The organism is Brevibacillus sp. AF8 (assembly GCF_021270385.1).
Taxonomy (GTDB): Bacteria; Bacillota; Bacilli; order Brevibacillales; family Brevibacillaceae; genus Brevibacillus.
On sequence record NZ_JAGQDN010000012.1, the window covers coordinates 140,112 to 165,206 of the forward strand.

General features: G+C 48.1%; 24 protein-coding genes and 1 tRNA gene. 10 read left to right on the plus strand and 15 right to left on the minus strand.

Annotated elements, in window-relative coordinates; translation table 11 throughout:
• Positions 1-13 precede the first annotated feature (13 nt).
• Positions 14-2,524 (minus strand): ribonuclease R, encoded by a 2,511-nt coding sequence (rnr, locus tag KB186_RS16825; RefSeq protein WP_232774030.1) that lies wholly within the window; start codon positions 2,522-2,524, stop codon positions 14-16.
• Positions 2,525-2,666: 142 nt separating this feature from the next.
• Entirely contained in the window at positions 2,667-2,909 is a 243-nt protein-coding gene (gene secG / locus KB186_RS16830; RefSeq protein WP_047069672.1) for a preprotein translocase subunit SecG, read from the minus strand.
• 281 nt (positions 2,910-3,190) lie between these two features.
• Here secG and KB186_RS16835 point away from each other — a divergent pair, with 281 nt between their 5' ends.
• The 5 genes from KB186_RS16835 to KB186_RS16855 all read left to right on the plus strand — a co-directional run bounded on the left by KB186_RS16835 (position 3,191) and on the right by KB186_RS16855 (position 7,040).
• On the plus strand, positions 3,191-3,586 hold the full coding sequence (locus tag KB186_RS16835; RefSeq protein WP_047069673.1) for a YqzM family protein: 396 nt from the start codon (positions 3,191-3,193) through the stop codon (positions 3,584-3,586).
• A gap of 81 nt (positions 3,587-3,667) precedes the next feature.
• A complete protein-coding gene (locus KB186_RS16840) occupies positions 3,668-4,420 on the plus strand; it encodes an ABC transporter ATP-binding protein (RefSeq protein WP_232774031.1) in 753 nt (250 codons plus the stop codon).
• Positions 4,417-5,181: an ABC transporter permease gene (locus tag KB186_RS16845; RefSeq protein ID WP_232774032.1), complete on the plus strand. Its 765-nt coding sequence runs from the start codon at positions 4,417-4,419 to the stop codon at positions 5,179-5,181. The genes KB186_RS16840 and KB186_RS16845 overlap by 4 nt, the downstream gene beginning before the upstream one ends.
• A gap of 106 nt (positions 5,182-5,287) precedes the next feature.
• Positions 5,288-5,812 carry an RNA polymerase sigma factor gene (locus KB186_RS16850; RefSeq protein WP_221868257.1) on the plus strand — a complete coding sequence of 175 codons (525 nt, stop codon included), beginning with the start codon at positions 5,288-5,290 and terminating at the stop codon, positions 5,810-5,812.
• On the plus strand, positions 5,802-7,040 hold the full coding sequence (locus KB186_RS16855; RefSeq protein ID WP_173611039.1) for a YjgB family protein: 1,239 nt from the start codon (positions 5,802-5,804) through the stop codon (positions 7,038-7,040). Before KB186_RS16850 ends, KB186_RS16855 begins: the two co-directional genes overlap by 11 nt.
• A gap of 43 nt (positions 7,041-7,083) precedes the next feature.
• Here KB186_RS16855 and KB186_RS16860 read toward each other — a convergent pair whose 3' ends face one another.
• Positions 7,084-8,094 carry an ABC transporter substrate-binding protein gene (locus KB186_RS16860; RefSeq protein WP_173611038.1) on the minus strand — a complete coding sequence of 337 codons (1,011 nt, stop codon included), beginning with the start codon at positions 8,092-8,094 and terminating at the stop codon, positions 7,084-7,086.
• 183 nt (positions 8,095-8,277) lie between these two features.
• Here KB186_RS16860 and KB186_RS16865 point away from each other — a divergent pair, with 183 nt between their 5' ends.
• The 3 genes from KB186_RS16865 (at position 8,278) to KB186_RS16875 (ending at position 11,718) form a co-directional block, all read left to right on the plus strand.
• Positions 8,278-9,285 (plus strand): FecCD family ABC transporter permease, encoded by a 1,008-nt coding sequence (locus KB186_RS16865; protein WP_232774033.1) that lies wholly within the window; start codon positions 8,278-8,280, stop codon positions 9,283-9,285.
• Positions 9,285-10,322: a FecCD family ABC transporter permease gene (locus tag KB186_RS16870; protein ID WP_221868256.1), complete on the plus strand. Its 1,038-nt coding sequence runs from the start codon at positions 9,285-9,287 to the stop codon at positions 10,320-10,322. The genes KB186_RS16865 and KB186_RS16870 overlap by 1 nt, the downstream gene beginning before the upstream one ends.
• A 568-nt stretch (positions 10,323-10,890) precedes the next feature.
• Complete coding sequence (locus tag KB186_RS16875) at positions 10,891-11,718, plus strand: ABC transporter ATP-binding protein (protein WP_173611035.1); 828 nt, start codon at positions 10,891-10,893, stop codon at positions 11,716-11,718.
• A gap of 77 nt (positions 11,719-11,795) precedes the next feature.
• Here KB186_RS16875 and KB186_RS16880 read toward each other — a convergent pair whose 3' ends face one another.
• The gene (locus KB186_RS16880; protein ID WP_173611034.1) at positions 11,796-12,206 is read right to left on the minus strand and encodes a MerR family transcriptional regulator; all 411 of its coding nucleotides are present in this window, start codon (positions 12,204-12,206) and stop codon (positions 11,796-11,798) included.
• Between the two features lie 112 nt (positions 12,207-12,318).
• Between KB186_RS16880 and KB186_RS16885 the strand changes: the two genes are divergently transcribed.
• Positions 12,319-13,083 (plus strand): SDR family NAD(P)-dependent oxidoreductase, encoded by a 765-nt coding sequence (locus KB186_RS16885; RefSeq protein WP_173611033.1) that lies wholly within the window; start codon positions 12,319-12,321, stop codon positions 13,081-13,083.
• Between the two features lie 84 nt (positions 13,084-13,167).
• Here the strand turns inward: KB186_RS16885 and eno are convergent, their stop codons facing one another.
• The 9 genes from eno to rpoN all read right to left on the minus strand — a co-directional run bounded on the left by eno (position 13,168) and on the right by rpoN (position 23,412).
• The gene (gene eno, locus KB186_RS16890) at positions 13,168-14,454 is read right to left on the minus strand and encodes a phosphopyruvate hydratase (RefSeq protein WP_015893463.1); all 1,287 of its coding nucleotides are present in this window, start codon (positions 14,452-14,454) and stop codon (positions 13,168-13,170) included.
• An 87-nt stretch (positions 14,455-14,541) separates the two neighbouring features.
• The gene (gene gpmI / locus KB186_RS16895) at positions 14,542-16,083 is read right to left on the minus strand and encodes a 2,3-bisphosphoglycerate-independent phosphoglycerate mutase (RefSeq protein ID WP_173611032.1); all 1,542 of its coding nucleotides are present in this window, start codon (positions 16,081-16,083) and stop codon (positions 14,542-14,544) included.
• 12 nt (positions 16,084-16,095) lie between these two features.
• Positions 16,096-16,854, minus strand: coding sequence for a triose-phosphate isomerase (tpiA, locus tag KB186_RS16900; protein WP_173611031.1), 759 nt, complete (start codon positions 16,852-16,854; stop codon positions 16,096-16,098).
• Between the two features lie 21 nt (positions 16,855-16,875).
• Positions 16,876-18,060 (minus strand): phosphoglycerate kinase, encoded by a 1,185-nt coding sequence (locus tag KB186_RS16905; RefSeq protein ID WP_173611030.1) that lies wholly within the window; start codon positions 18,058-18,060, stop codon positions 16,876-16,878.
• A gap of 98 nt (positions 18,061-18,158) precedes the next feature.
• Positions 18,159-19,163, minus strand: a complete 1,005-nt coding sequence (gene gap, locus KB186_RS16910) for a type I glyceraldehyde-3-phosphate dehydrogenase (RefSeq protein WP_106783570.1) — start codon at positions 19,161-19,163, stop codon at positions 18,159-18,161.
• Positions 19,164-19,182: 19 nt separating this feature from the next.
• Complete coding sequence (locus KB186_RS16915; protein WP_173611029.1) at positions 19,183-20,547, minus strand: Na+/H+ antiporter NhaC family protein; 1,365 nt, start codon at positions 20,545-20,547, stop codon at positions 19,183-19,185.
• A gap of 18 nt (positions 20,548-20,565) precedes the next feature.
• Positions 20,566-21,591: a sugar-binding transcriptional regulator gene (locus KB186_RS16920; RefSeq protein ID WP_232774034.1), complete on the minus strand. Its 1,026-nt coding sequence runs from the start codon at positions 21,589-21,591 to the stop codon at positions 20,566-20,568.
• A 169-nt stretch (positions 21,592-21,760) separates the two neighbouring features.
• A complete protein-coding gene (locus KB186_RS16925; protein WP_173611027.1) occupies positions 21,761-22,039 on the minus strand; it encodes a glutaredoxin family protein in 279 nt (92 codons plus the stop codon).
• Entirely contained in the window at positions 22,039-23,412 is a 1,374-nt protein-coding gene (gene rpoN / locus KB186_RS16930) for an RNA polymerase factor sigma-54 (RefSeq protein WP_173611026.1), read from the minus strand. The genes KB186_RS16925 and rpoN overlap by 1 nt, the downstream gene beginning before the upstream one ends.
• Positions 23,413-23,654: 242 nt before the next feature.
• On the opposite strand from rpoN, the gene KB186_RS16935 reads away from it, so the two are divergent.
• A tRNA-Arg gene (locus tag KB186_RS16935) sits at positions 23,655-23,729 on the plus strand.
• Positions 23,730-23,841: 112 nt separating this feature from the next.
• On the opposite strand, the gene KB186_RS16940 is transcribed toward KB186_RS16935, so the two are convergent.
• A complete protein-coding gene (locus tag KB186_RS16940; protein ID WP_173611025.1) occupies positions 23,842-24,324 on the minus strand; it encodes a hypothetical protein in 483 nt (160 codons plus the stop codon).
• A 42-nt stretch (positions 24,325-24,366) separates the two neighbouring features.
• Entirely contained in the window at positions 24,367-24,858 is a 492-nt protein-coding gene (locus KB186_RS16945; RefSeq protein WP_173611024.1) for a hypothetical protein, read from the minus strand.
• Between the last annotated feature and the right edge of the window lie 237 nt (positions 24,859-25,095).

Sequence of the window (25,095 nt, forward strand, 5' to 3'; positions counted from 1 at the left end):
TTTAAACAACTGTTTAACGGCGTTTCCGTTTCGCCTGACTGGCTACATTTTTGCGGTTCTTTTTCTTCGACTTGACGAGATCTTCCCAGAATCCCTTCTGGCGTTTCGCTGGGGTATCTCCTTCTCCTGCACCGATTGGCAGCACTTCTTCACCGCTCGATGCTTTGCCCGATCCAGCACGGCGAGGAGGTTTGTTCCCTTCCGTTTTGCGGCGATCCTTGTATTTTTGACGGATTTCCGCTGGATGCTTTTTGTCCTTTTGACGATCTGGTTTGCCTGGACGATCTGGACGGCCTGTGCGTGAACGATCTTGTTTGCCACGTGTCGGCTTACGATCTCCACCTCGACCATCTATTACGCGAGGCGTACGCTCACGGCTGCCGCGGAACCCAGCCTTTGGCATCCCGACGATTTCGAAGTCGATGGTGCGTTCATCCACGTTTACATTGGCTACACGTACCTCGACGACATCCCCGATCCGATACTGCTTGCCTGTACGCTCACCGACCAGCGCAAACATTTTCTCATGGTAATGATAGTAGTCGTCGGTCAAAAAGCTGACGTGCACCAAGCCTTCAATCGTGTTAGGAAGCTCGACGAAAATCCCAAACGAAGTGACGCTGGAGATGACGCCCTCGAATTCTTCTCCCACTCGCTCAAGCATGAACTCTGCTTTTTTCAGATCGTCTGTTTCACGCTCGGCATCGACAGCCAACCGTTCACGTTGTGACGCATGCTCCGCGATTACTGGCATTTGCTCTGCCCAGTACCCCAGACGTTTTTCTGATATTTGATTCCCCAGCTCGATCCATTCGCGAATGCGACGGTGGACGATCAGGTCGGGATAACGGCGAATCGGCGAAGTAAAATGAGTATAAAACTCCGTAGACAAGCCGTAATGCCCCAGACTTTCCGCGTCATAGCGCGCTTGCTTCATCGAACGCAGCATGACGGTGCTGATAATAATTTCTTCCGGTGTTCCCTTTACCTCTTCCAGCAACTGCTGCAACGCACGTGGATGGACAGAATTGCCCTTGCCACGGATTGAGTAGCCAAAATTCGTGATGAACTCCATAAAGGCCATGAGTTTTTCAGCATTCGGATCTTCGTGAATCCGGTACATGAACGGCTGCTTCATCCAGTGGAAATGCTCGGCCACTGTTTCGTTGGCAGCGAGCATGAACTCCTCGATGATCTGCTCCGCAATCGATCGCGTACGGAAGCCGATTTCTGTAGGGGTTCCCTCTTCATCGACGTAAATTTTCGCTTCGCGGAAATCGAAATCAATGGCGCCGCGCTGCATCCGTTTTTTACGCAGCTTCAAGGCCAGCTCTTTCATATCCTCGAACATCGGGACGAGTCTGCTGTACTTCTCAATCAAAGCTTCGTCCTTGTCTTCCAAAATACTGCGTACATCTGCATACGTCATGCGCTCATCTGTACGAATTACACTCAAAAAGATGTCGTACTTGACGGTGTTTCCGTTCGCATCCATCTCCATATCGCAGGAAATCGTCAATCGGTCTACCTGCGGATTGAGACTGCATATGCCGTTGGACAAGCGATGTGGCAGCATCGGGATCACGCGGTCAACTAAGTAGACACTGGTACCGCGACGATACGCCTCATTGTCCAGCTGGGACTTTTCACGAACATAGTAGCTGACGTCAGCGATATGCACGCCGAGTCTCAGGTTTCCATTTGGCAGCCTCTCCAGGGAAACGGCATCGTCCAAGTCTTTGGCATCTGCACCGTCGATCGTAACCATCATCCGCTCACGCAAGTCACGACGACCGCTGATCTCCTCCTCGGAAATCTCATCTGGTGCAGCCTCAGCCTCTGCTAACACGTCATCTGGAAAAGCTTCTGGCAAGTTGAACTTGCGGATGATCGACAGGATATCGACGCCCGGATCGTTCTTATGGCCGAGAATCTCGACGACCTCACCCTCAGGATTCACTCGCCCCTCTGGGTAACGAACGATGTTGACGACTACCTTGTGACCATCTACAGCACCGTTATAGGCTTCTTTTGGGATAAAAATATCCTTGCCGAGCCGCTTTTCGTCGGGAATGACAAACGCGTAATACGTCTCGTCCTTGAACGTCCCTACGACCTGCTTCATTCCCCGCTCGACGATGCGAATAATTTGTCCTTCCAGACGATTGCCGCCCGCTTCCTTTTCCACACGGACCAATACGGTATCCCCATGCAGCGCACCGTTCATATCATTCGCATGAACGTATACGTCCTCCGCGCCCTGTGTTTCCGGGATCACAAATCCGAAGCCCTTCGGATGACTTTGCAGACGTCCACGCACCAGATTCATTTTTTCAGGCACACCATACCGATTCGCTCTCGTGCGGATCACCTCTCCGCTCGCTTCCAGTGCATTCAGTGTTTTCACAAGCTCCTTGAACGTGGCAGAATCCTTGATTCCAAATGCTTCTTCCAGTTCCCTCACCGTCATCGGGTGGTATGCTTGCTCTCGCATAAACGCGAGTATTTTTTCTTGATCTTCCATTCACAAACCTCCTTTTTCGCGTGGCATTCCCGCGTTTCTCCATGACCATCCTATTATGTAGTATTCACCGTTCCCGCATATCGCAATCGGAATAGAGAAAAAGACAGCAAGTTGCACTCGCTGTCTTTCGGCCGTTCGTCTATTACGCTCCTGTTTTCAAGAAATACCCGAGCAAAATCGCAAAAATCATGAAGCCAACCGCAAATACAACGGTCAGTTTCCCTAAAAGTGCGTCAATCCCGCGGGCTTTTTGTTTGCCCATCAGTTGCTCTGCGCCGCCACCAATCGCTCCGGAAAGGCCGGCACTTTTTCCCGATTGCAGCAACACGACGATAATTAAGCCAATACTTGCGATCACAAGTAAAATTTTCGCAGCCAATGCCATCTTCATTCACCTCAAAACGTATTTCCAAGGCGGAAAAAACCAATACAACAACTTTATCACACTTGTCTGGTAACAGCAACCCGCTATCCCTTCCATTATAAGAGAAATTCTTTCAAATAATATTGACCGTTATAAGGTAGAATAAGAGCAACGTGTTTTTACGAAAAAATGGCAAATTGTGTACTTTCTTTGTCTTGTTGGGTAGTCGCCTTGATATTGTCAAACTTTTGCCGTAAAATTACCATGAAACTTTATAATTTGCTTTGGGAGGTCTTTGTCAGATGGCTGGGTCCAACAAAAAAGACATGAATCAAAACGATGTAATTGATTCCGCGAAGGCCTTTTTTACTTCGTTTGGTATCTTGTTTCTTGTTTTTCTCATTGCACTTGTAGGATCAATCATTTTCCCACCAAAACATGGCGAAGAAGCAAATGGTGGCGGCGCACCAACTGCACAAATTGACGCTGCTGCTGTATTTAAACAAAATTGCGCTTCCTGTCATGGTCAAAATCTCGAAGGCATTGCAGGTCCAAACCTGACAAAAATTGGAGCGACACTTAGCGCTGACGACATTGCTAAAATCATCAAAGAAGGTAAAGGCGGCATGCCCCCTGGAATGCTGAAGAAACAACCAGAAATTCAAGCGGTTTCACAGTGGCTGTCGGAGAAGAAATAAGTACATAGATAGCCTGTAAGAAAGAAACACCGAAGACTTTTCCTCTTCGGTGTTTTCCGCGTTAATGGGGAGGCTTTTCATATGATCATCAAGATTGAAGCTTTGGGGAAACAAATCCACTCCCCTGCACGTACATGGTTGTTCCGTGACGTAAACACTAGCATTATGGAGCCTACGATTATTGGCATTCTGGGGAAATCAGGTCAGGGAAAAAGCACCTTGCTTCGTATTTTGGGTCGTCTTCTGCAACCTGACGCCGGTACGGTTTTCCTGGAGAAGAAAGAAATGACACTGTGGGACGCGAAAGCTTGGCGAATGAAAATCAGTTATGTGGCTCAGCAGGCCGTTATGCTGCCAGGCAGCGTGGAAGACAATCTGCGGACAGTAAGTACCCTGCATCAGCGTCCTTTTGATAAGAAGCTCGCCTCAGCCTTGATGGAACAGTTATATATGGAAGAGATTGATTGGTCAAAACCGGCCGCTCAACTCTCCGGCGGTGAAAAACAACGGCTCGCTCTCGTTCGTAGCCTGATGCTTCAGCCATCTGTCCTGCTGCTGGATGAGGTCACCGCTTCACTCGATACGAAAAGCAAACAGGCTGCTGAACGGCTCCTCGTGGATTTGCACCACCAAACGGGCACGACCTTAATTTGGGTCACCCATGATTTAGAAGAAGCACGAGCCGCTTGCAAGCGCATTTGGTTTATGGCCAACCACCAGCTCGCAGAAGACACAGATTCTGAAGCGTTTTTCCACTCGCCTCAATCCGAGGAAGCTCGTGAATTTTTGCAAGATGGGAATGTCCACGCTGCCCTCAGTGAGGTGCAGCGATGACGCATACGCTTACGGATTCATACATGTGGCTACTCTTTGCCTATGCATTTGTTTTCATTGCCCTCCTGCTCTCCGTTTGGCAGAAGCTCGGCTTGGAAAAGGATATTTTGATTGGCACCATCCGCTCTACCGTTCAATTGCTCGGGATCGGCTACGTCCTACATTTTGTCTTTGCTGCCGATAGTGTCTGGTTTATATTATTGATCATTCTCATGATGATCTTGGTCGCTTCGTGGAACGCTGCCAGCAGAGCCAAGCATTTATCGGGGATCTTTTGGCGGATCTCTATATCAATTGCAATAACAGAGGTCATCACTATGGGACTGTTGGTTGTACTCGGGCTTGTTTCTCCTACGCCGCAGTACCTCATCCCGATGAGCGGCATGATTATTGGCAGCTCCATGATCGTCATGAGCCTTTTTCTCACGCATATGAACAGAGAAGTAGAAGCCTCTCGCGGGGAAATCGAAACTCTGCTTTGTCTGGGAGCCACTTCTCGCCAAGCCGTGCATGTAGTGTTGAAGCGAGCCGTCAAAGCGAGTATGATCCCCACCTTTGACACGATGAAAACAATCGGACTCGTCCAATTGCCAGGGATGATGACCGGAATGATCGTCGCGGGTGCCAGTCCCATCGAGGCCGTTCGCTACCAAATCCTCATTATGCTCAGCTTTAGCTCCTCAGCGGCCATTTCAGCGGTTCTGATCAGCATACTCAGCTATCAGCTCTGGTTTACGCGGGATTCCATGCTCCACCCTTAAATACAAGCACTGTCGGACACAGCTTCCGGCAGTTTTTTTGTTTTTGTAATGAAATGCACCCTGAGTCGTCAAATTACATGTAGAACGTACAAAAGGTGGTTCAGCTATGGACAAAAACGGTTTAATGGAGCAATGGTTCCTACGCTATGGCGATGATATTTACAAATTTCTTATTTACTACACAGGAACCCGCGATGTGGAAGACCTCGTTCAGGATGTCTTTTTAAAAGCGCTTCGGTCTCTGGATGCATTCGAAGGCAGATCGCAACCGAAAACATGGCTATTGACGATTGCCAGAAATACCGCCATCGATCATAAACGAAAGCAACGTCTGCGTAATTGGCTGCCAGACAAATGGCTGGCGAATGTAGAGACTGAAGAAAAAACACCGGAGGAAATTTTGCACGTACATGAGGAGCAGCAAGCACTTTACCATGCAATCCGAGAAGTAAAACCCGCATTTCGTGAGGTGCTCATTTTGCGTGGGGTCAAGGGACTGTCCTCCAAGGAGACGGCTGAAATACTGGGGTGGTCCGAAAACAAAGTAAACGTGACATTGCACCGCGCCATGAAAGCTGTCAGAGAAATACTTGAGCGTGAGAAAAAGGAGATGATTGGCGATGCGATCTAATTCAGACCATGATTTACTAGAGAAATTGAAAGGGATGCCGGATATGAAAATGAGCGGAGAAAAAAAGCACGAGATCGTTTCTGCTATTCGCAAAACAAATGTGAGCAAATCTGGGGGGACTGCTTCTTATCGTGGTTTCGCTACGATTGGCAAGGGATTGGCCCTCTGCTCCGTACTTGCTGTGACCGTCTGGCTGGGAGCCTCACTCCTTACGAACCAACAACAGAGTACATTGCCAGATACCGTTGCACCTATTGCTCCTGGCTCTCCTACCGCTTCTCCGGGACCCGGTCCAAACAACAGCGTGACAACACAGCCTATTCCGCAGTCAGAGGAGCTCTTGTCACAAATTCGTTCAAATGCAAAAAAAGGCAGAGTCATCTCCCTTCCTTTCGTTCTGGAAAAAACGATAGATGAAGTAGAAAAGGGCTGGGGAAAGCCTGAGAAAACCTACTCAGCAAATGGACTGATCTACTCTGCCTACCCGAAAAAAGAAGTCGTGTTTGGCTACAACAAAGGCATGCAGCTCGTAGACATGCACAGGACAGATTCACGCTTGCAGCAAATCAGCTTGTCTGCCGTCGAAAAGAGCTGGGGAAAACCGAGCCGTATCAGCGAGTTTGGCGATCATACAATTTATACCTATGATGTGACGAGTGAATATCAGGTCAAGCTGATCTTCCAAGGCACGAAAAGCACGAGCAAAGAAGACTTGATTCTTGTGGAATACCAACTGTACTACCCGCAAGGAAACAAAAATCTGATGCTTTATGGGAATAATGCCGAATTGTTGCAAAGCGTGCGTGATCTCGCCGGGAAAGGCCAAATCATCGGCAGTCAGTATCGTTTAGAAAAGGATGTATTCGATGACGCAGAAAAACAGTTGGGCAAACCGGATGTCGTCTCCTTCGTCAATGGCATCACATACAATACGTACCGGGATCTCAACCTAGTCTTCGCCTTTAACAAAGGAATGCAAATCGTTGATATTCGTTCCTATGACCCACGCCTGCAAGCAATTACACTTGCCGAGGTGCGTGAAACACTTGGGGAGCCAGCTAGCAAAACCACAACGGGCGGCCAAACCATCTACACCTACAAGGTAACCCCTGATTACGAATTGAAATTTATTTTCTCAGGCATCATGACCGATGACCCAAACACTATCTTCATCGATCACGTAAACATTTACTACCCACGAGGAACATTCAACAACATGGCGGGATAACCACACAAAAAAAAGACGGGAGCATCAGTCCCGTCTTTTTTCATTATTTACCGATGATGTAGCCTTCCAGCTCATCCAGCACTTTATTCGCTGCGATTACGCCACCGGAAGTATTCCAGATGGTGTCATCCACTTTGAATGCTTTGCCCGCTTTCACGACGTTCAGGTTTTTCCAGAGTGAATCGTTTGTCCACTCTTGCTCCAGCTTGGATGCCTCGCCCTTGCCTGTTTCGTACGTAAAGTAGAACATGATGTCGCCATCCATTTCCGGAATGCGCTCTTTGGTTACTTCTGCTGCGAAATCGTCTTTGTCTTGGGCAGCTGGACGTGCCAGGCCAAGGTCTTTGAAAATCGCACCAGTGAAGGTGTTTTTGTAGTAGATGCGAACTTTGCCAGGCATGAAACGTACAACAGATACTTTTGTGTTCAGCTTGTCGCCCGCTTTTGCTTTAAACTCTTCTACGCGTTTGTTCCAATCAGCGAGGATTTTTTCACCCTCAGCCTTTTTGTTTACTGCTTCCGCGAACAAAGAGAAGTTTTCTTTCCAGTCGCCGCGTGGCTCTTCCACGAATACGGTTGGAGCAATTGCAGTCAATTGTTGATAAATTTTTTCATGACGGAATTTCATACCCAGAATCAAGTCAGGTTTCAGTGCCGCAATTGCTTCCAGGTTAGGTTGTCCTTCTGTACCTACGGATTTTGTACCCTCAAGGAAAGACTTGGTGAAATCGTAGAATTGTGTTGGATCATTAGCTGCACCTACAGCCCCTACTGGCTTCACACCGAGAGCCATCAGAGTTTCAGTACCTTGGTTAGTCAACATGACGATGCGTTCTGGCGTACCTTTAATGGTTGTTTCGCCCATCGCGTGTTTCACTGTGTAGCTTTGGCCGGAACCCTCGGAATTGCCTGTTGCTTGGTCAGCAGGCTTTTGTTCTGCCGGCTTTTGTTCGCTTGCTTGCGGAGTTCCACAACCGGTAACAACCAGTAAGAGCGCCATTAAGACAGCAAAAAAAGCTTTACCGCCTGCGGTCCGATATGTACGAGAAAACATGATGAAAGGACCCCTTTCCCTTTTCTATAATGAGAATTCATATCAATGACAGAGTCTATCCTACTCCCCTGCTTGTCAAAAGTCAATCATAAAATGATAATGACTATCAACGTCATTGACACTTCCTTTATGTAGCTCTACACTTAACTATGAAACCATCTAAGAAATAAGGATGTAGCCATCATGAATACTTTTTTAGCTAGCAACTTTCGTAAAATTCTGGGACTGGTATTCGCCCTTCTCCTTCTGACTTACCTCAGTTATGCCAGCCTCATCTTTGGCGTCATTGACACGAGCTGGCAAACTGCGATTGATGCCTATACGAATTTTAACGGCTCCAATGAACACATCGTCATTAAAGAAGTGCGAGTACCGCGTGTGCTCAATGCACTTACGGTCGGTTTCTGCCTCGGCTTGGCCGGAACTCTGCTGCAATCCTTGACGAGAAACCCTGTTGCAGACGTTGAACTGTTCGGTCTTAATGCAGGTGCTTCTCTTTTTGTTGTGTTCGCCGTTACTTTTGTCGGGATCAGCTCCTTGACCCAGTTTACATGGATTTCCTTTCTAGGGGCCGCTGTAGCAGGTTTGATCGTTTACATGCTCGGTTCATTCGGCAGAGATGGACTTTCGCCTGTGAAGCTGGTCCTAGCGGGTGCAGCTATCACCGCCTTGGCTTCTTCGATCCGACACGGCATGATGGTCCTGAATGAAAAGGCTACGGACGAGGTGCTTTTCTGGCTGGCAGGGTCAGTCGGAGGCAGAAAGCTGGAGTACTTAGCCACTGTCTTTCCTTATATGGTCATCGCCTGGATCGCTGCTTTTGTCCTCGCACGTCCGATTCAAACGTTGTTGATGGGTGATGACGTAGCAAAAGGTCTCGGACAACGCACATTATTGGTCAAATTCAGTGTTGGAATCGTCATTGTTCTCTTATCCGGTTGCGCAGTTGCTGTTGCTGGACCTATTGGTTTTGTCGGTTTGGTCACTCCACATCTGGCCCGCTATCTCGTCGGAATCGATACACGCTGGGTACTTTTGTACAGCGGTCTGCTTGGTTCCATCCTGCTGCTGTTAGCAGACATCGGCGCTCGCTATATTGCAATGCCTGTTGAGGTTCCTATTGGAGTAATGACAGCCCTGATCGGGATTCCGTTCTTCATCTATGTCGCACGCAAGGGGCTGGATAAATAATGAAAGACTACCTGTCTCTTCGCATCGGCAAGCGCTTTTCATCGTTTCAGCTACATAAAAGGACGATCTTGTTTTCGCTACTCTCCTTGCTGGTCGTCATCGCAGTAGCGGTTGTCAGTCTCGGAATGGGTGAAATGAAAATCGCCTCGCTCGATGTGGTAAAAGTTTTGTTGGGAATCGGTTCAGAAGAGAATGCTTTGATTGTGGAGCAATTTCGACTGCCTCGCATCGTCATTGCCATTTTGGTAGGTGCTGCACTTGCCGTCGCTGGTGCCATCATGCAGGGGCTCGTCCGCAACCCGTTGGCTTCCCCGGATATTCTTGGGGTATCGGGTGGAGCATCTGTTTTTGCAGTCGGCTTTTTGATCTTGTTTGAAACAGTGAGCATTAAGTGGCTTCCTCCCATCGCTTTTTTGGGGGCAACATTGACGACATTCCTGTTGTACGCCCTCTCTTGGAAAAAAGGCGTCACACCGCTTCGTCTCGTCATGATCGGTGTGGGAATCAAAATCGCAGCGGGTGCCATCGTCACCATGCTGATCATGTTCAGTCCGTTTTTGCTGCAAAATAAGGCATTACTCTGGCTGACTGGTAGCATCTACGGCGTTGACTGGAACGATGTATTCATGATTTTGCCGTGGGTCGTCGGACTGATTCTCGTAGCCGGCTTCCTTGCTAGACGCGTGAACATTCAACAGCTCGGCGATGATCTGGCAACGAGTCTCGGCAGTTCCTTGCAATTGGATCGTTTCCTCCTACTGATGATTTGCGCGGCATTGACGGGAACAGCCGTCTCTGTTGGAGGAGATATCAGCTTTGTGGCTTTGCTGGCCCCACACATTGCCAAACAAATGATTGGTCCGTCCTTTGGCGGTGCCATGACACTCTCGGCTTTCTTGGGTGCCATTATCGTATTGCTTGCGGATTTGATTGCACGCATGGCTTTTTCACCAATCGAAGTGCCTGTAGGAGTATTCACCTCTGCCATCGGCGCTCCGTTTTTCATCTACTTGCTGTACAAAAACCGAAATCGCTAGGAAAAAACTTAGTCCCGCTGTAGTGGTGGGGAGGAAACAGGAGAAAACGCTCAGATTCTTGTCCCACCCGCTGAGGGATTCACTGCCCGACTCCATGCAAAAAGCGAAACCGCGTCCAAAGTTGTTCTTTCAGGATGTTTTTCAGAGGTGGACGCTTAAGAGCGTGTTTCACTTTTTGCATGGAGTCTCGGTCGGTGTACCAAAGATCTTCGCTGTTTTCTCCTGTTTCCTCTACGAGCTTTCCATGTTAGTCCGATTTTAAAAGCCTTAAAAGAATGTAGAGCATATTCCGTTACTCCAGAGAAGAATATTTCCAGACGTAGCGACTTGTGGAGTCCTACCGAGCGGAGAAGGGATTCGCGGGCAAAAGAAACGCAACCGTGCCCATACGACGAAGCGGCTACCGCTTTTGCGTTTCCCCGCGAATCCCTTCGGAGCGGACAGTACACACTTCCAGTGGGACGGAGCCTGGAGCCTAGACTGGAAATATTCTTCTCCCCACCAGAGCCACATGCGGCCCTGAAATTATTTTTTTACTTCCTATGCGTTTGAAAGGAGTCCAGACCATATGCAAGCTTTGGAAACCCAACAGCTTACGTTATCGTACGGAGAACGCAACATCATTGAAGCATTAGACTTAAACATCCCGCGTGGAAAAATCACCGTTTTCATTGGAAGTAATGGCAGCGGCAAATCGACGTTGCTGCGCTCTCTGGCACGTTTACTCAAACCAAAGGAAGGCGCCATCCTGCTGGAAGGAGAATCGATCGCGAAACGCTCTACCAAAGAGGTAGCCAAACGTCTTGCCATCCTTCCTCAAGGCCCATCTGCACCAGAAGGATTGACGATTCTGCAATTGGTCAAACAAGGACGCTATCCTTATCAAAACTGGCTACAGCAATGGTCAGAAGAAGACGAGCAGATGGTCAACAAAGCATTGGCAGCTACTCAACTCACGGATATGGCTAACCGTGCCGTCGACAGTCTCTCTGGCGGCCAACGTCAGCGCGCCTGGATTGCGATGACGCTCGCCCAAGGAACCGAAACCATTTTGCTGGATGAGCCTACGACTTATTTGGATATGTCGCATCAGATTGAGATTTTGGACCTGTTGTTTGAACTGAATCAAACGGAACAGCGCACCATCGTCATGGTTCTCCACGATCTGAATCTCGCTTGCCGCTATGCCCATCATATCGTTGCCGTTCACAATCAGACCGTCGTGGCAGAAGGGTCTCCGAACGAAGTGCTGACGACCGACCTTGTCCGTACGGTTTTCGATATGGATTGCCAAATTACGCAAGACCCCCTGTACGGAACTCCTATGTGCATCCCGTACAGTAAAAGCCGTCTGGGTACTGTGCAGACCGAACAAAAAGCATTCGCCATGTCATAAGCTCCAAACAATAAAAAGACTGTCCATCGAGTGGTATGGGCAGTATTTTTTCGTAAGCAAAAACGTCCTTCATGAAGCTAACGGGAAGGTTGCTGCAAAGCCAATGTCGCTTGCTCGTCCATTTTTTTAACCATTTCGGGATCTTCGTAGGTTGCTATCTTCGTATCGATGAGCGCAAGGTTTTTCTGGAATTCCTCGATTTGCTTTTCCACTTGTTCACGATGAGCGATTAGGAGTGCTTTTCTCTCCTCCAACTTTTGACTACCTTGCTTACACCAATCACTGTATTCTTTGATTTCTTTAATGGGCATACCGGTATTTTTGAGGCAGCAGATTAAGGCTATCCAATTGAGATCCAATTCGCTAAAGAGACGGTTGCCGTTTTTGTCTCTTGAGACAAAGGGTAGCAGGCCTTCTTTGTCATAGTAACGCAATGTATGAGCGGGTAGGCCGAATCGGTCAGCCACCTGCTTAATCGTGTAAAACATACTTTTCACTCCCCCTTGACTTAAAGTAAACTTTAACCTTTATGCTCACTATAGATCACATGTTTACTACCATTCAAGTGGTCCAATCAAAACATAAAGGGGATAAATCGCTATGAAAAAAACTCAAAAGATCGTGCTGGTAACGGGTGGTAGTCGCGGGCTAGGGAGAAATTCAGCTATCGCGCTATCTCGAAAAGGATTTGATGTCATCCTGACGTATCATTCTCGCAAGGAAGAAGCGGAATTGGTAATCAAAGAAATTGAGGAGAATGGTCAAAAAGCTGCCGCCCTGCAACTTGATGCGGGTGACGTATCCACTTTTGAAAGGTTCGCATCCCGCCTTGCCGATTTACTGAAAGAAAAATGGAGTACAGAGCATTTCGATGTTCTGATTAACAACGCTGGTTTCGGAGTGAACGCTCCACTTTCGGCTACTACTGAGGAACAGTTTGACAGTTTGGTAAACGTGCACCTCAAAGGCGTATTTTTCTTAACACAGAAATTATTGTCCCGTATTTCTGATGATGGACGAATCATTAATATCTCGACTGGATTGACCCGGTTTGCCCTTGACGGCTATGGAGCATACGCCGCCATGAAAGGTGCCGTCGAAGTATTGACGAGATATATGGCAAAGGAATGGGGAAAACGGGGTATCCGGGTTAATACGATCGCCCCGGGAGCGATTGCTACGGACTTTCAGGGAGGGGCAGTACGGGATAATCAGGATATACATGACTTTATTGGCTCGCAAACAGCGTTAGGCCGTGTTGGGAGAGCTGATGATATTGGTGGTCTTGTCGCGTCATTGTGCACCGACGAAATGGGCTGGGTGAACGCGCAACGAATCGAGGCGTCCGGTGGCATGTTTCTTTAATCCTACAAAAAGAACAGCGGTAGTCCCGGACTTTTTTGCGTCCTGGACTACCGCGTGCTCTTTTTATCTATCAATCATACGAGCTTATTTCTTCAGGTTGTAGAATGCAGAACGACCGCCAAAACGAGCTGTATCAGCCAGTTCGTCTTCAATACGGAGCAATTGGTTGTACTTCGCTACGCGGTCCGTGCGGGAAGGTGCACCAGTCTTGATTTGACCTGCATTTGTAGCCACTGCGATATCAGAGATTGTAGAGTCTTCGGTTTCACCGGAACGGTGGGAAATCACCGCAGTATAACCAGCCAGCTTCGCCATTTCGATTGCTTCGAAGGTTTCTGTCAGCGTACCGATTTGGTTTACTTTTACCAGAATGGAGTTACCTGTAGAGGTCTCGATTCCGCGAGCCAGACGCTCGGTGTTGGTTACAAACAAGTCGTCACCAACCAGCTGAACTTTGCTGCCCAACTTGTCAGTCAGCGCTTTCCAGCCATCCCAATCGTCTTCAGACAGACCGTCTTCGATGGAGATGATCGGGTATTTGTTTACGAGGTCTTCGTAGAACGCGATCATTTCTTCTGTTGTTTTCACAACGCCTTCGCCTTCGAAGTGGTATTTGCCATCTTTGAACATTTCTGTAGCTGCTACGTCCAGCGCGAGGAACACGTCTTTGCCTGGCTCATAGCCTGCTGCCTTGATCGCATCCAAAATGGTTGTGATCGCTTCTTCGTTGGATTTCAGGTTTGGAGCGAAACCGCCCTCATCTCCTACTGCTGTGCTCAGACCTTTTTCACCCAGTACCTTTTTCAGGGAGTGGAAAATTTCCGCACCTGTGCGCAGCGCTTCCTTGAAGGATGTAGCACCTACTGGCATGACCATGAATTCCTGAATGTCTACGGTGTTGTCTGCGTGCTTACCACCGTTCAGGATGTTCATCATAGGAACTGGCAACATTCTCGCGTTGAAGCCGCCGAGGTAGTTGTAGAGAGGAACGCCGAGAGATTCTGCAGCCGCACGTGCCACTGCCATAGACACGCCGAGAATCGCGTTTGCGCCCAGCTTGCCTTTGTTTGGCGTGCCGTCGAGCTGAATCATCGCCATATCAATGCCAACTTGATCCAGGGCATCCATGCCGATCAGTTCAGGAGCAATGATTTCATTCACGTTTTCTACGGCTTTCAGAACACCTTTACCCAAGTAACGGGATTTGTCACCGTCGCGAAGCTCCACTGCTTCATACGCACCTGTAGACGCACCAGATGGAACATCTGCGCGACCCATCGAGCCATCTTCGAGGTATACTTCTACTTCCACAGTTGGATTACCGCGGGAGTCCATAATTTCGCGTGCATAAATGTCAGTAATCATTGCCATTTCTCGTCCATCTCCTTTTTTCAAATGCACTTACAATCTATTTCGAGTTAAACGTCAAGCTACCCTTACAGTGTGTCCCAGTGAAGCCTATTTTGCAAGTAACGATTTGCCTGTCATTTCAACCGGTTGCGCTACCCCCAAAAGCTCCAGAAGCGTTGGCGACAAGTCGGCCAAAATACCGTCTTCGCGCAGAGTAGCCCCGTCTTTTGTCACGATTACAGGCACCGGATACGTACTGTGTGAAGTAATCGGACGTCCCGCTTCATCCAGCATCAGATCCGCGTTTCCGTGGTCAGCTGTGATGACGGCTACGCCACCTTTTGCTACGATTGCATCGACGACTCGGCCCAAGCATGCATCCACTGTCTCGACTGCTTTGATCGTGGGCTCCATCATACCGGAATGACCAACCATGTCGCAGTTGGCAAAGTTCAGGATGATCGCGTCAAAATTGTCTGCCTCGATCTCAGCGACAACAGCGTCTGTCAGCTCTGGAGCACTCATCTCCGGCTGCAAGTCGTACGTCGCCACTTTTGGCGAAGGAATCAGGATACGCGTCTCACCTGGAAACTCCTTTTCACGCCCGCCACTGAAGAAGAACGTCACATGCGGGTATTTCTCCGTCTCGGCAATGCGCAGCTGCTTCAAGCCGTGCTGGGAAAGCACCTCTCCCAACGTGTTATCCAGATTGGAAGGCTTGTAAGCGACGTACCCATTAACCGTCTCGGAAAAATGCGTCAGGCACACAAAATGCAGATCACGCGGTCGCTTATCTCCGCGGTCAAATCCACGGAAATCTTCATTCGTGAATGCCTGCGACATTTGAATCGCACGATCCGGGCGGAAATTATAAAAAATAATCGAATCGCCGCTTTGAACGGTCGTCACTGGTTTTCCGTCTTCATCGAGAATCACGGTTGGCATGACGAATTCATCCATAATGGACTTTTCATAGGATTCCTTAACCGCCTGAATTGGATCACGATAAGCAGGAGCATCTGCGTACACCATGGCACGATACGCCTTCTCTACGCGCTCCCAGCGTTTGTCACGATCCATCGCATAGTAGCGACCTTGTACGGTAGCAATTCGGCCAACGCCGATCTCTGCAATTTTGGCTTGCAGTTGTTCGATATAACCCACTGCACTGTCAGGCGATACATCGCGGCCATCGAGAAAACCGTGGATGAACACATCCGTAAAGTCCTGCTTTTTCGCCAACTCGAGCATTGCAAACAGGTGGTCAATGTGACTGTGTACACCACCATCGGACAGAAGCCCGAACAGGTGGAGCTGTTTGCCGTTTTGCTTCGCGTGCCGGAAAGCAGCGATCAGCGTTTCGTTCTCAAAAAAAGCGCCTTCTTGAATCGACTTGGTAATGCGCGTCAAATCCTGATAAACAACACGCCCTGCCCCGATATTGAGATGGCCAACCTCGGAATTCCCCATCTGTCCTTCTGGCAGTCCCACAGCCAGCCCACTTGCCTCAAGGGTCGCATGAGGGTATTGGTTCCAGTAACGGTCAAAATTCGGCTTGTTGGCTTGTGCTACTGCGTTACCATACGTCTCGTTCCGCAGAGCAAAACCATCCACAATCAAAAGGGCAACCGGTTTTGGTCTTTGTGCCATTGCTTTCTCCTCCTATCGCGACGTAGCTCCTGCCACAAGCTGCAGGTAACTGTCCGCTACGAGACTCGCTCCACCAACCAATGCTCCGTCGATATCCGGCTGTGCCATGTAGCTTGCGATGTTTTCCGGCTTAACGCTTCCGCCGTATTGAATGCGCACTTTCTCAGCTGTCGCTTGTCCGAAGCGTTCACCGATTACGCTACGAATAATCGCAATCGTTTCATTGGCATCCTCTGCCGTGGAAGACTTGCCTGTGCCAATCGCCCAGATCGGCTCGTATGCAATAACCGTATCCGCCACTTGTGCAGCATCCACTCCGGCAAAAGCACCTTCAGTCTGCGTACGGACTACGTCAGCTGTCTCGCCCGCTTCCCGCTGCTCCAAACTCTCGCCTACGCACACAATCGGTACGAGACCTGCTGCTAATGCGGCTACAACCTTTTTGTTCACCGTCTCATCTGTTTCGTTGAAATATTGACGGCGCTCAGAGTGACCAAGGATCACGTACTCCACACCGATTTCTTTTAGCATGGACGCGCTGATTTCGCCTGTAAAAGCACCTTGCTCTTCAAAATGCATGTTTTGTGCGCCAATGGCAATATCCGTGCCCGCCAGCTCTTCTTTAAGTGCAGCCAACGCTGTAAAAGGTGCGCAAATGACTTTTTGTACTCCGGAAGTATTATTGCCAGCCTTGGCTTCCTGCGCAAACGCTCTTGCCTCGGCCATCGTCTTGAACATCTTCCAGTTCCCCGCGATAATTGGTGTTCGCATGCAAACTCCCCCTCTTCGCTCTTATTGGTTATCTGCCAACACAGCTACGCCTGGCAGTTCCTTGCCTTCCATGAATTCCAGGGACGCTCCGCCGCCTGTAGAAATGTGTGTCATCTGCTCAGCTACGCCTGCTTTTTCCACAGCTGCTACGGAATCACCGCCACCGATGATCGTCGTTCCGCTGCATGCTGCCATCGCCTTGGCTACACCAATCGTGCCGCCTGCAAAAGCATCCATTTCAAATACGCCCATCGGACCGTTCCATACAACCGTTTTCGAATCTACAATGACGCCGTGGTATTGTTCCACTGTTTTTGGACCGATATCGAGTGCCATCCAGCCCTCTGGAATCGCATCGATTGCCACGACCTGCTTTTCCGCATCTGCCGCAAAACGGTCAGCTACCACAACATCAACTGGCATCAGCAATTGAACGCCGCGCTCTTTTGCCTGATCCATCAATGTACGTGCGAGGTCCAGCTTGTCGTCTTCACACAGCGAAGCACCAATGCCATAACCTTGTGCTTTGAGGAATGTATTCGCCATACCGCCGCCGATAATCAGGTGATCGACTTTGGTCAACAAATTTTCAATGACAGCAATTTTATCTTTTACTTTTGCACCGCCGACAATCGCTGTAAACGGACGCTCCGGATTGGACAAGGCTCCGCCCATAAAGCGAATTTCCTTTTCCATCAACAAGCCCGCAACTGCTGGTATGTACTCAGCGATTCCCGCTGTAGAAGCATGTGCCCGGTGAGCTGTTCCGAATGCATCATTGACAAACAGATCAGCCAAAGCCGCAAAGCTTTTTGCCAGTTCTGGATCGTTCTTTTCTTCTCCCGCATGGAAGCGTACGTTTTCCAACAGAATGACGTCGCCAGACTCCATCCGTTCTACTGCCGCTTCTACGTCCGCACCTTGGCAATCCTCCAGCTTACGCACGTCCTTGCCCAAGAGCGAGGACAGATGGGCTGCGACAGGAGTAAGACGCATCTCTTCCACTACTTGGCCTTTAGGACGACCAAAATGGCTCGCCAGGATTACTTTGGCTCCTGCCTCCATCATGAAACGGATGGTTGGTACAGCAGCACGAATGCGTGTATCGTCGGTGATTACCCCGTCCTGCATCGGCACGTTAAAGTCAACACGGCAGAATACGCGCTTGCCTGCCAGCTCAACATCGCGGATAGATTTCTTGTTCATGAACGATCCTCCCAAATCATTGGCTTTTTATTCGGAAAAAAGATATGGGAAAAGGGAGATTGCTCTCCCTTTTTTCCACAACAGTTCTATTTTACGTGTTAGAAGCCGCGCTGTGCAACATAATGACACAAGTCTACGACACGATTGGAGTAACCCCACTCGTTATCGTACCAGGAAACGACTTTCACCATGTTTCCTTCGAGTACCATTGTAGACAAAGCATCGATTGTGGAGGATGCAGGGTTTCCATTGTAATCAGAGGATACGAGCGGCTCTTCGGAGTAGCCGAGAATGCCTTTGAGTGGGCCTTCTGCCGCTTCTTTCAGGGCGTTGTTGATTTCTTCAACAGTTGCGTCTGCCTTCAACTCAACTACCAGGTCCACTACGGATACGTTTGGAGTTGGTACGCGCATCGCGAAACCGTTCAGCTTGCCTTTCAGCTCAGGCAGTACGAGCGCTACCGCTTTTGCCGCTCCTGTAGAGGTTGGAATGATGTTCTCCGCAGCTGCACGGGCACGGCGCAAATCTTTGTGCGGCAGGTCGAGAATTTGTTGGTCGTTGGTGTAAGAGTGAACGGTTGTCATCAAACCGCGTACGATGCCGAATTTGTCGTTCAGAACTTTTGCGAATGGCGCCAAGCAGTTTGTTGTGCAGGACGCGTTGGAGATCACTGTGTGTTGTGCCGGATCGTACTTGTCTTCGTTTACACCGATTACGACTGTAATGTCTTCATTTGTTGCTGGAGCGGAGATGATGACTTTTTTCGCGCCACCTTCCAGGTGCTTCGCTGCATCTTCGCGCTTTGTAAAGCGTCCAGTCGATTCCACTACGATTTCAACACCGTAATCTGCCCACTTCAGTTGAGCTGGATCGCGCTCTGCCAATACCTTGATTTCTTTGCCGTCAACGATGAGCGTGTTTTCGGAAGCTTCAACGCTCACGTTTAGAACACCATGAACAGAGTCATATTTCAAAAGGTGTGCCAGTGTGTGTGCATCTGTCAGGTCATTGACCGCCACGATTTCTACATTCGGATTGTTCAGTGCTGCACGAAATACGTTGCGACCAATACGACCAAATCCGTTAATACCTACTTTTACCATAATGTATACCTCCTGCTCATTAGCTAGCTTTATTCTTCATTGCGAGAAACCTGCCCTCTGGCGAAAACCAGCGGGTCGATAATATCGTAACAATCGGTAATAAGATTGGAAAAAACACAAAGGGCAACGTCTGGATTGTCGAAACACTTAACGTGAGTGCCATCATCATCGATAGACCGTTCCACGGAATCAGTACAGGCATGACAACTGTGGAGTCAAGCATTGTCTTGCCCAACAGCTCGCGCCCTCCCTCCCATTGGGAGAACCGTCCGAGAAGAGTCGAACCGAGAACCAGAATCGGAATGGTTTGATTACAGCTGATGATAACCACCAACAACGACAATGCCGCTGCTTTCGCTACCAATACCGTCTTATTTTTTGTATGACCCATCATTTTGTCTACGATGGGGGTTAATAAATTGGCTCTGTTCAAAATGCCGTTTAGAAAGCCTGCGAGAATGATTAACGCCAGAACACTGAAGATGGCGAACATCCCGCCCCCATGGACCAGTTGATCCAGCGGCGTTCCTGAATGAAGCTCAAATCCAACTAGCATCGATGTAAAAAACGTCTTCACATCCAAATTCCCATTGATCCCGACTAGAATCGCACTGGCTCCGATACCGAAAAACAATGCCTTCACCGCTTTTACTCTCAGTGCAAAAGAAGCAATTAACACCACGAGAGGCAGCATGAGCAGCCAATGTACAGAAAAATGACTGACCAACAGCTCTTGGTACATTTGAATGGTATCCGTCGAGTTCGCCTGAGGTCGAAATAGATCAAGGATCAGGAAAAGTAACGCGCAAATCGCTACCGTAAGCAAAGCAGGACGCCGTAATCTTCTTTCCTGCTCTTCTGTCAAACCGACATTGGAAAGCACCAGTAATCGACTGCTGGATATCGGCGAGAAACGCTCCCCCACCATCGCTCCAGAGATGAGCGCACCTCCTACGATCGCAGGTGATATCCCCGCTGCGTGTGCAATCCCCATCAGGGATAGCCCAATCGTACTCAGCGTACCGATTGATGTACCCAATAAATAACTGACGCCTGCGGTCAACAGAAAAGAAAGAACGAACAAATACTCGACATTCACAATCGATAATCCGTAGTAAATGATGGCGGGAATGGTTCCTCCCATCATTAGTAGCGGAATCAAGAGTCCTACTAAAAACAGAATCGTAAGGACGGGCTTTGCCTTTTGGACACCTTCCCAGCCAAACACGAACTGCTGCTTCCACGGATAACCCAATCTTTTTACACTAACCAGTGTGACCAAGATCGCAAAAACAATCCCCCATGCGATCGGAAAACCGAGCGATAGGCTCAAAATGATGCCAGCGATCATTGCCAAGATGGGCGTTACCGATGTGATAGACATGCGACCGACTTCCTTCCGTTACAATCGTGCGGACAACAGCGTGTAAGCTGCTCCTTCGTCCGTAATGAGTACATTCTGACACGATTGCTTGGCAAAGGAAAGAATCGCTTTTGCCTTGCTTTCGCCCCCCGCAATGGAGAGCACAGTTTCTGCCTTGTGCACTTCCTCTAGCTGTAAACCAATTGTCGGCATTCTGTGGACCGTTTCTCCCGCTTCATTAAAGTAGTAGCCGAATGCTTCTGAAACAGCCCCCGTCTCCACTAATTCTGCGAGCTCTTCCTCCGAATAATTCCGCCTTTTCGCCATCGTGACGGCATCCCCGATTCCATGCAAAACGATTCGAGTATCTCCCAAGAGCGATAGCACATCTTGTACCTGCGGCTCTTTGACCAATGTCTGCAAGGCTTCTGGATGAAGGCGATCCGGTACGTGAAGAAGCCGATAAGAAGCACCTGTTTTCGCTGCCATGGCGGAAGCGAGCGTATTCGCTTGCAGCTCTACGCGTTCTCCCAGTCCACCGCGAGCAGGGACAAACTGAACGTTTTTGAACGAAGCAGAAGGCGTCAAATGACTTGCTACACTGGCGATGGATGAACCACCTGTTACCGCTACAATGTCTCCTTCTTGCACGACCTGTTTGAGGACCCTTGCCCCTACCCGTCCAAGCTCTTCCTTTACCCAAGGCGATAGGTCTGCATTGCCCTGCACCACAATGACTTCTGCTATGCCCAGCTTTTTTTGCAGGCGCTCTGCCAAGTCAGTAAGGCCGAATAGCTCTCCGACGAGAGGTTCCATGTCGTCCAAGACTTGTTGTCCTTCTTCACTCAGGCTCATTCCCGCAGCCGTTACATGCAGGAGCCCCGTTTCTTTTAGCAGTTCCACTTCTGCCCGCAAAATACGTTCAGTGGTATCCATGGCTTGAGCTAGACCTCTTCTGCCAATCGGCTGCAAATGATAGATGGATCGGAGCAACATGTACCGCTGACGCAAAACCTGAATCAAGTCAGGCAACAATTTTTGTTGCAGTTCCAGTAAACGTCGCATTTTACCTTCTTCCTTGGTTAAAAGTTGTTTGATCGGGACGTTTTATGTCCCTGTATATACATTTTATGTCCCGCTTGATGCAAAAAAAAGATCACTTTCTACAACTTGAATGTATCATATTTAACCATATCTTGCAAGTTCCCCCGAGCCCCCATTAAAAAAGTGCCACTCATGACCGAGCGGCACGTCTCTGTAATTCGTTTCGCAGTTCCTCGAGAGTCACTACATGTGTAATAGAACGAAATACGATCTCTCCATCTATCTCGACTACTGGTATGACGAACATCATTTCTTCATGCAAGACCGGATCACTTTCAATATCAACTACGCGCATCCGAAGGGGGAACTCCTCCGCCAGACTGCGGATGTAGAGCTCCACCTCGTCGCACAAATGACATTTATTTCGTCCATACAAGACAATTTCAAACGTTTTTTCATTCATTCTCATTAAAACCTCTTTCGTTTGGCCGACGATGGGATCAGCATTTCCTCCCGGTACTTGGCAACCGTGCGGCGGGAGATTTCAATCCCCTCTGTAAGCAGCATCTCCCCCAGCTTTTGATCTGATAACGGAGACTTCCGATCTTCTTGCTCGATCAGTGCTTTGATTCTGCGCTTAACACTCTCAGAAGAGGTCGCTTCCCCGCTGGAAGTAGAGAGTGCTGACGTAAAGAAATACTTCAGCTCAAAGATTCCGCGCGGTGTCTGAACGTATTTATTGCTGGTTGCCCGACTGATCGTCGATTCGTGCAGGCCGACCCGCTCTGCAATTTCCTTTTGTGTCATGGGCTTTAAATAATGTATCCCCCGATCAAAAAACTCCCGTTGCATATCGAGGATGGCCTGTGTTACACGCATGAGCGTCAGGCGGCGCTGCTCCAGACTTTTTGCTAGCCACATGGCGGCATTCAGCTTATCGTGAATGAACTGCTTAGCTTCATCCTGACTTTTTTGCTGGCTCAGCATTTTTTCATAGAAGCTGTTGATTTTCAGCCGCGGTGCTGCGACATCATTGACCAATACTACATAATCATTCCCGACCTTCTCTACCGTCACATCTGGAATGACATATCTTGTCTCTACTGAAGAAAAGGCCGCCCCTGGACGCGGATTCAGCGTACGGATCAGGTCTGCCATCGCCTGTACCTCTTGAGGTGTACATCCGATTTTGTCTGCAATCCGCTGATAGCGATTGTCCGCCAAATCTTGCAGATGATTACGAACGACCTGCACGATCTTTTCATCATCGAGTGCCAAATGCTCCAGTTGCAGCAAGAGACATTCTTCCAGGCTGCGTGAAGCTACGCCTACTGGATCAAAATGCTGCAAAACGGACAACACGTCCTCAATCTCCAACATTTCAGCACCCAGGCGCGCACTCGCTTCCTCCAGTGTAATTTCCAAATACCCCTTCTCATCCAGATTCCCGATCAAAAAGAGAGCAATCTGTTTTTGCAGCGACGAGAATCCTTTTACATAGCCGAGTTGACGCTCCAAATGTTCGTACAGCGTCTCCGCACCTTGCTGGACGTAATCCAGCGGATTGTAAGTGCTTTCATTTTTCGACGAACCGTACTCACCTGTCGCGCGATTGCCTACAATTTCTTTCCAGTCAATCTCAGGAGCTGGTTTCTCTGCTTTTGCAGAAGCGACTTCTCCAGCCACTTCAAGGTCGAAAACAGGATTTTCATTGGCCTGATCCTGCAAATAGGAGATGAGATCAATAGCTGAATACTGCAATATGGTAATCGCTTGGCGTAATTCCGGCGTCATCACTAATTTCAGTGTTTGCTCTTGAAATAACCCCAATCCCATGTTCATGAAGCTCGCCTCCTTCGCACATGCTCATGCTGCTCGATGACTCTTTATTTTCATTATATTCGTTCTCTCATGCAATTTTCCTGCCAAATTGATGAAACAGAACACAAATAATGTCGAAAGATCTTCACCGTTGGACTTTTTCACTCTCGCTTACCATATCGCTAGTTTTTTCTGCTGAACTACTTTTTTTCGTTTGCATTGAGATTCTCGATGTTTTATAATAAAAGTTGTCGTCACAATATACGCCTGTAGCTCAGTGGATAGAGCAATGGTCTCCGGAACCATGTGCGGGGGTTCGATTCCCTTCAGGCGTACCATACTTTCAAACCAAAAGCGATCTCTTGAATTTCAAGAGGTCGCTTTTTTATGTTAAACCCTCATGGGAACAAAAAAACAGCCCAAATAAGGACTGTTTTTCTTGTGCTACATTTACTGGTTAAAGATCGCTTTGAAAGAATAAGGGATTGGTGCTATTGGGTTAGTTTCAAACATTGCATTTGGAGCCATCAGTTGAATGTAGTACTGACCCTCTTCAGGGATGTTCACTGAAAATGACGTATTACCTTTAATAACAACTCTATGCACTGTCTCTCCTGTTGACTTCCTCACCCAGATAGTAATCGATTCAGAACTTGTTGACTGTCTGCTGAATGCAAAATCAAACGTTCCTGGTTTTGCATAAAAATTGAAATAATCAACATCTTTATTATGATTAATCGCAGCTGTGTATGAAACATTCGAATTAATATATGGAGCGAATGAAACACTATCATTTGGTTCGTATGGATCGGTCACCGAAGCAGCAGCTTTTTGGGAAGACTTCATATTTTTAGCTGGTTCTGCTGCAAATGCGGAAGCAGATGCGGATAAAGCTACTGCGAGTGTCAACAAACTAACTACGACTTTTTTCATGAATAATACCTCCAGATATACTAGTAGAAATAGTCAGTGATCTTATTGATTAAAAATGGCTTTAAACGCATAAGGGACTGGTTTAATTGGTTTTGGGTTTTCTACCATAACACGCTTGTCAAATATGTAAATCGCATATGTTCCTTCTTTAGTGATATTAGTCGTAAAGTTAACATTTCCGTTTACAGCGAAAAAGTCCTGTGTTCCTGAACCAGGCTCATCAATTTTGTGTAGAATAACCCAAAATTGTCCTTTTTCCACAGTTAAGCTGTTAAGTAAAAATTTCAGTTCGCCTGGTTTTGCATAAAATTTAAAAATATCCTTATCTTCAACATGACCAATCTCTGCCGAATATGAAGTATTCGAGTTTATATAAGAAGCAAATGCAGGATCGTCATTTGGCTCATAAGGATCATTTGCCGCCGCAGCTTTTTGAGATGATTTCGAGATTTTTACAGGCTCTGCAGCCAGTACAGATACAGAGGCAGATAATACGAGTGACAGGCTCAATAGACTTGCTACGACTTTTTTCACGAATAAATCCCTCCAAAAGCTGTGATAGTAGGTACTATTATGTTTTACCATTTTATCTAAAAATTGTAAATATAAGTTTTGTAATTTTTTGTAATTATTTGATGACTTCGCTAGAATGAAGTCTATATTTATCGAATGATGACTGATATTATCGCTCTTTGCTTTTCTCCGTATACTAGGGGTTCCCATGAGCAAAACATCCATTAGCGATTAATCCCATCAGTTATCATAAATGTA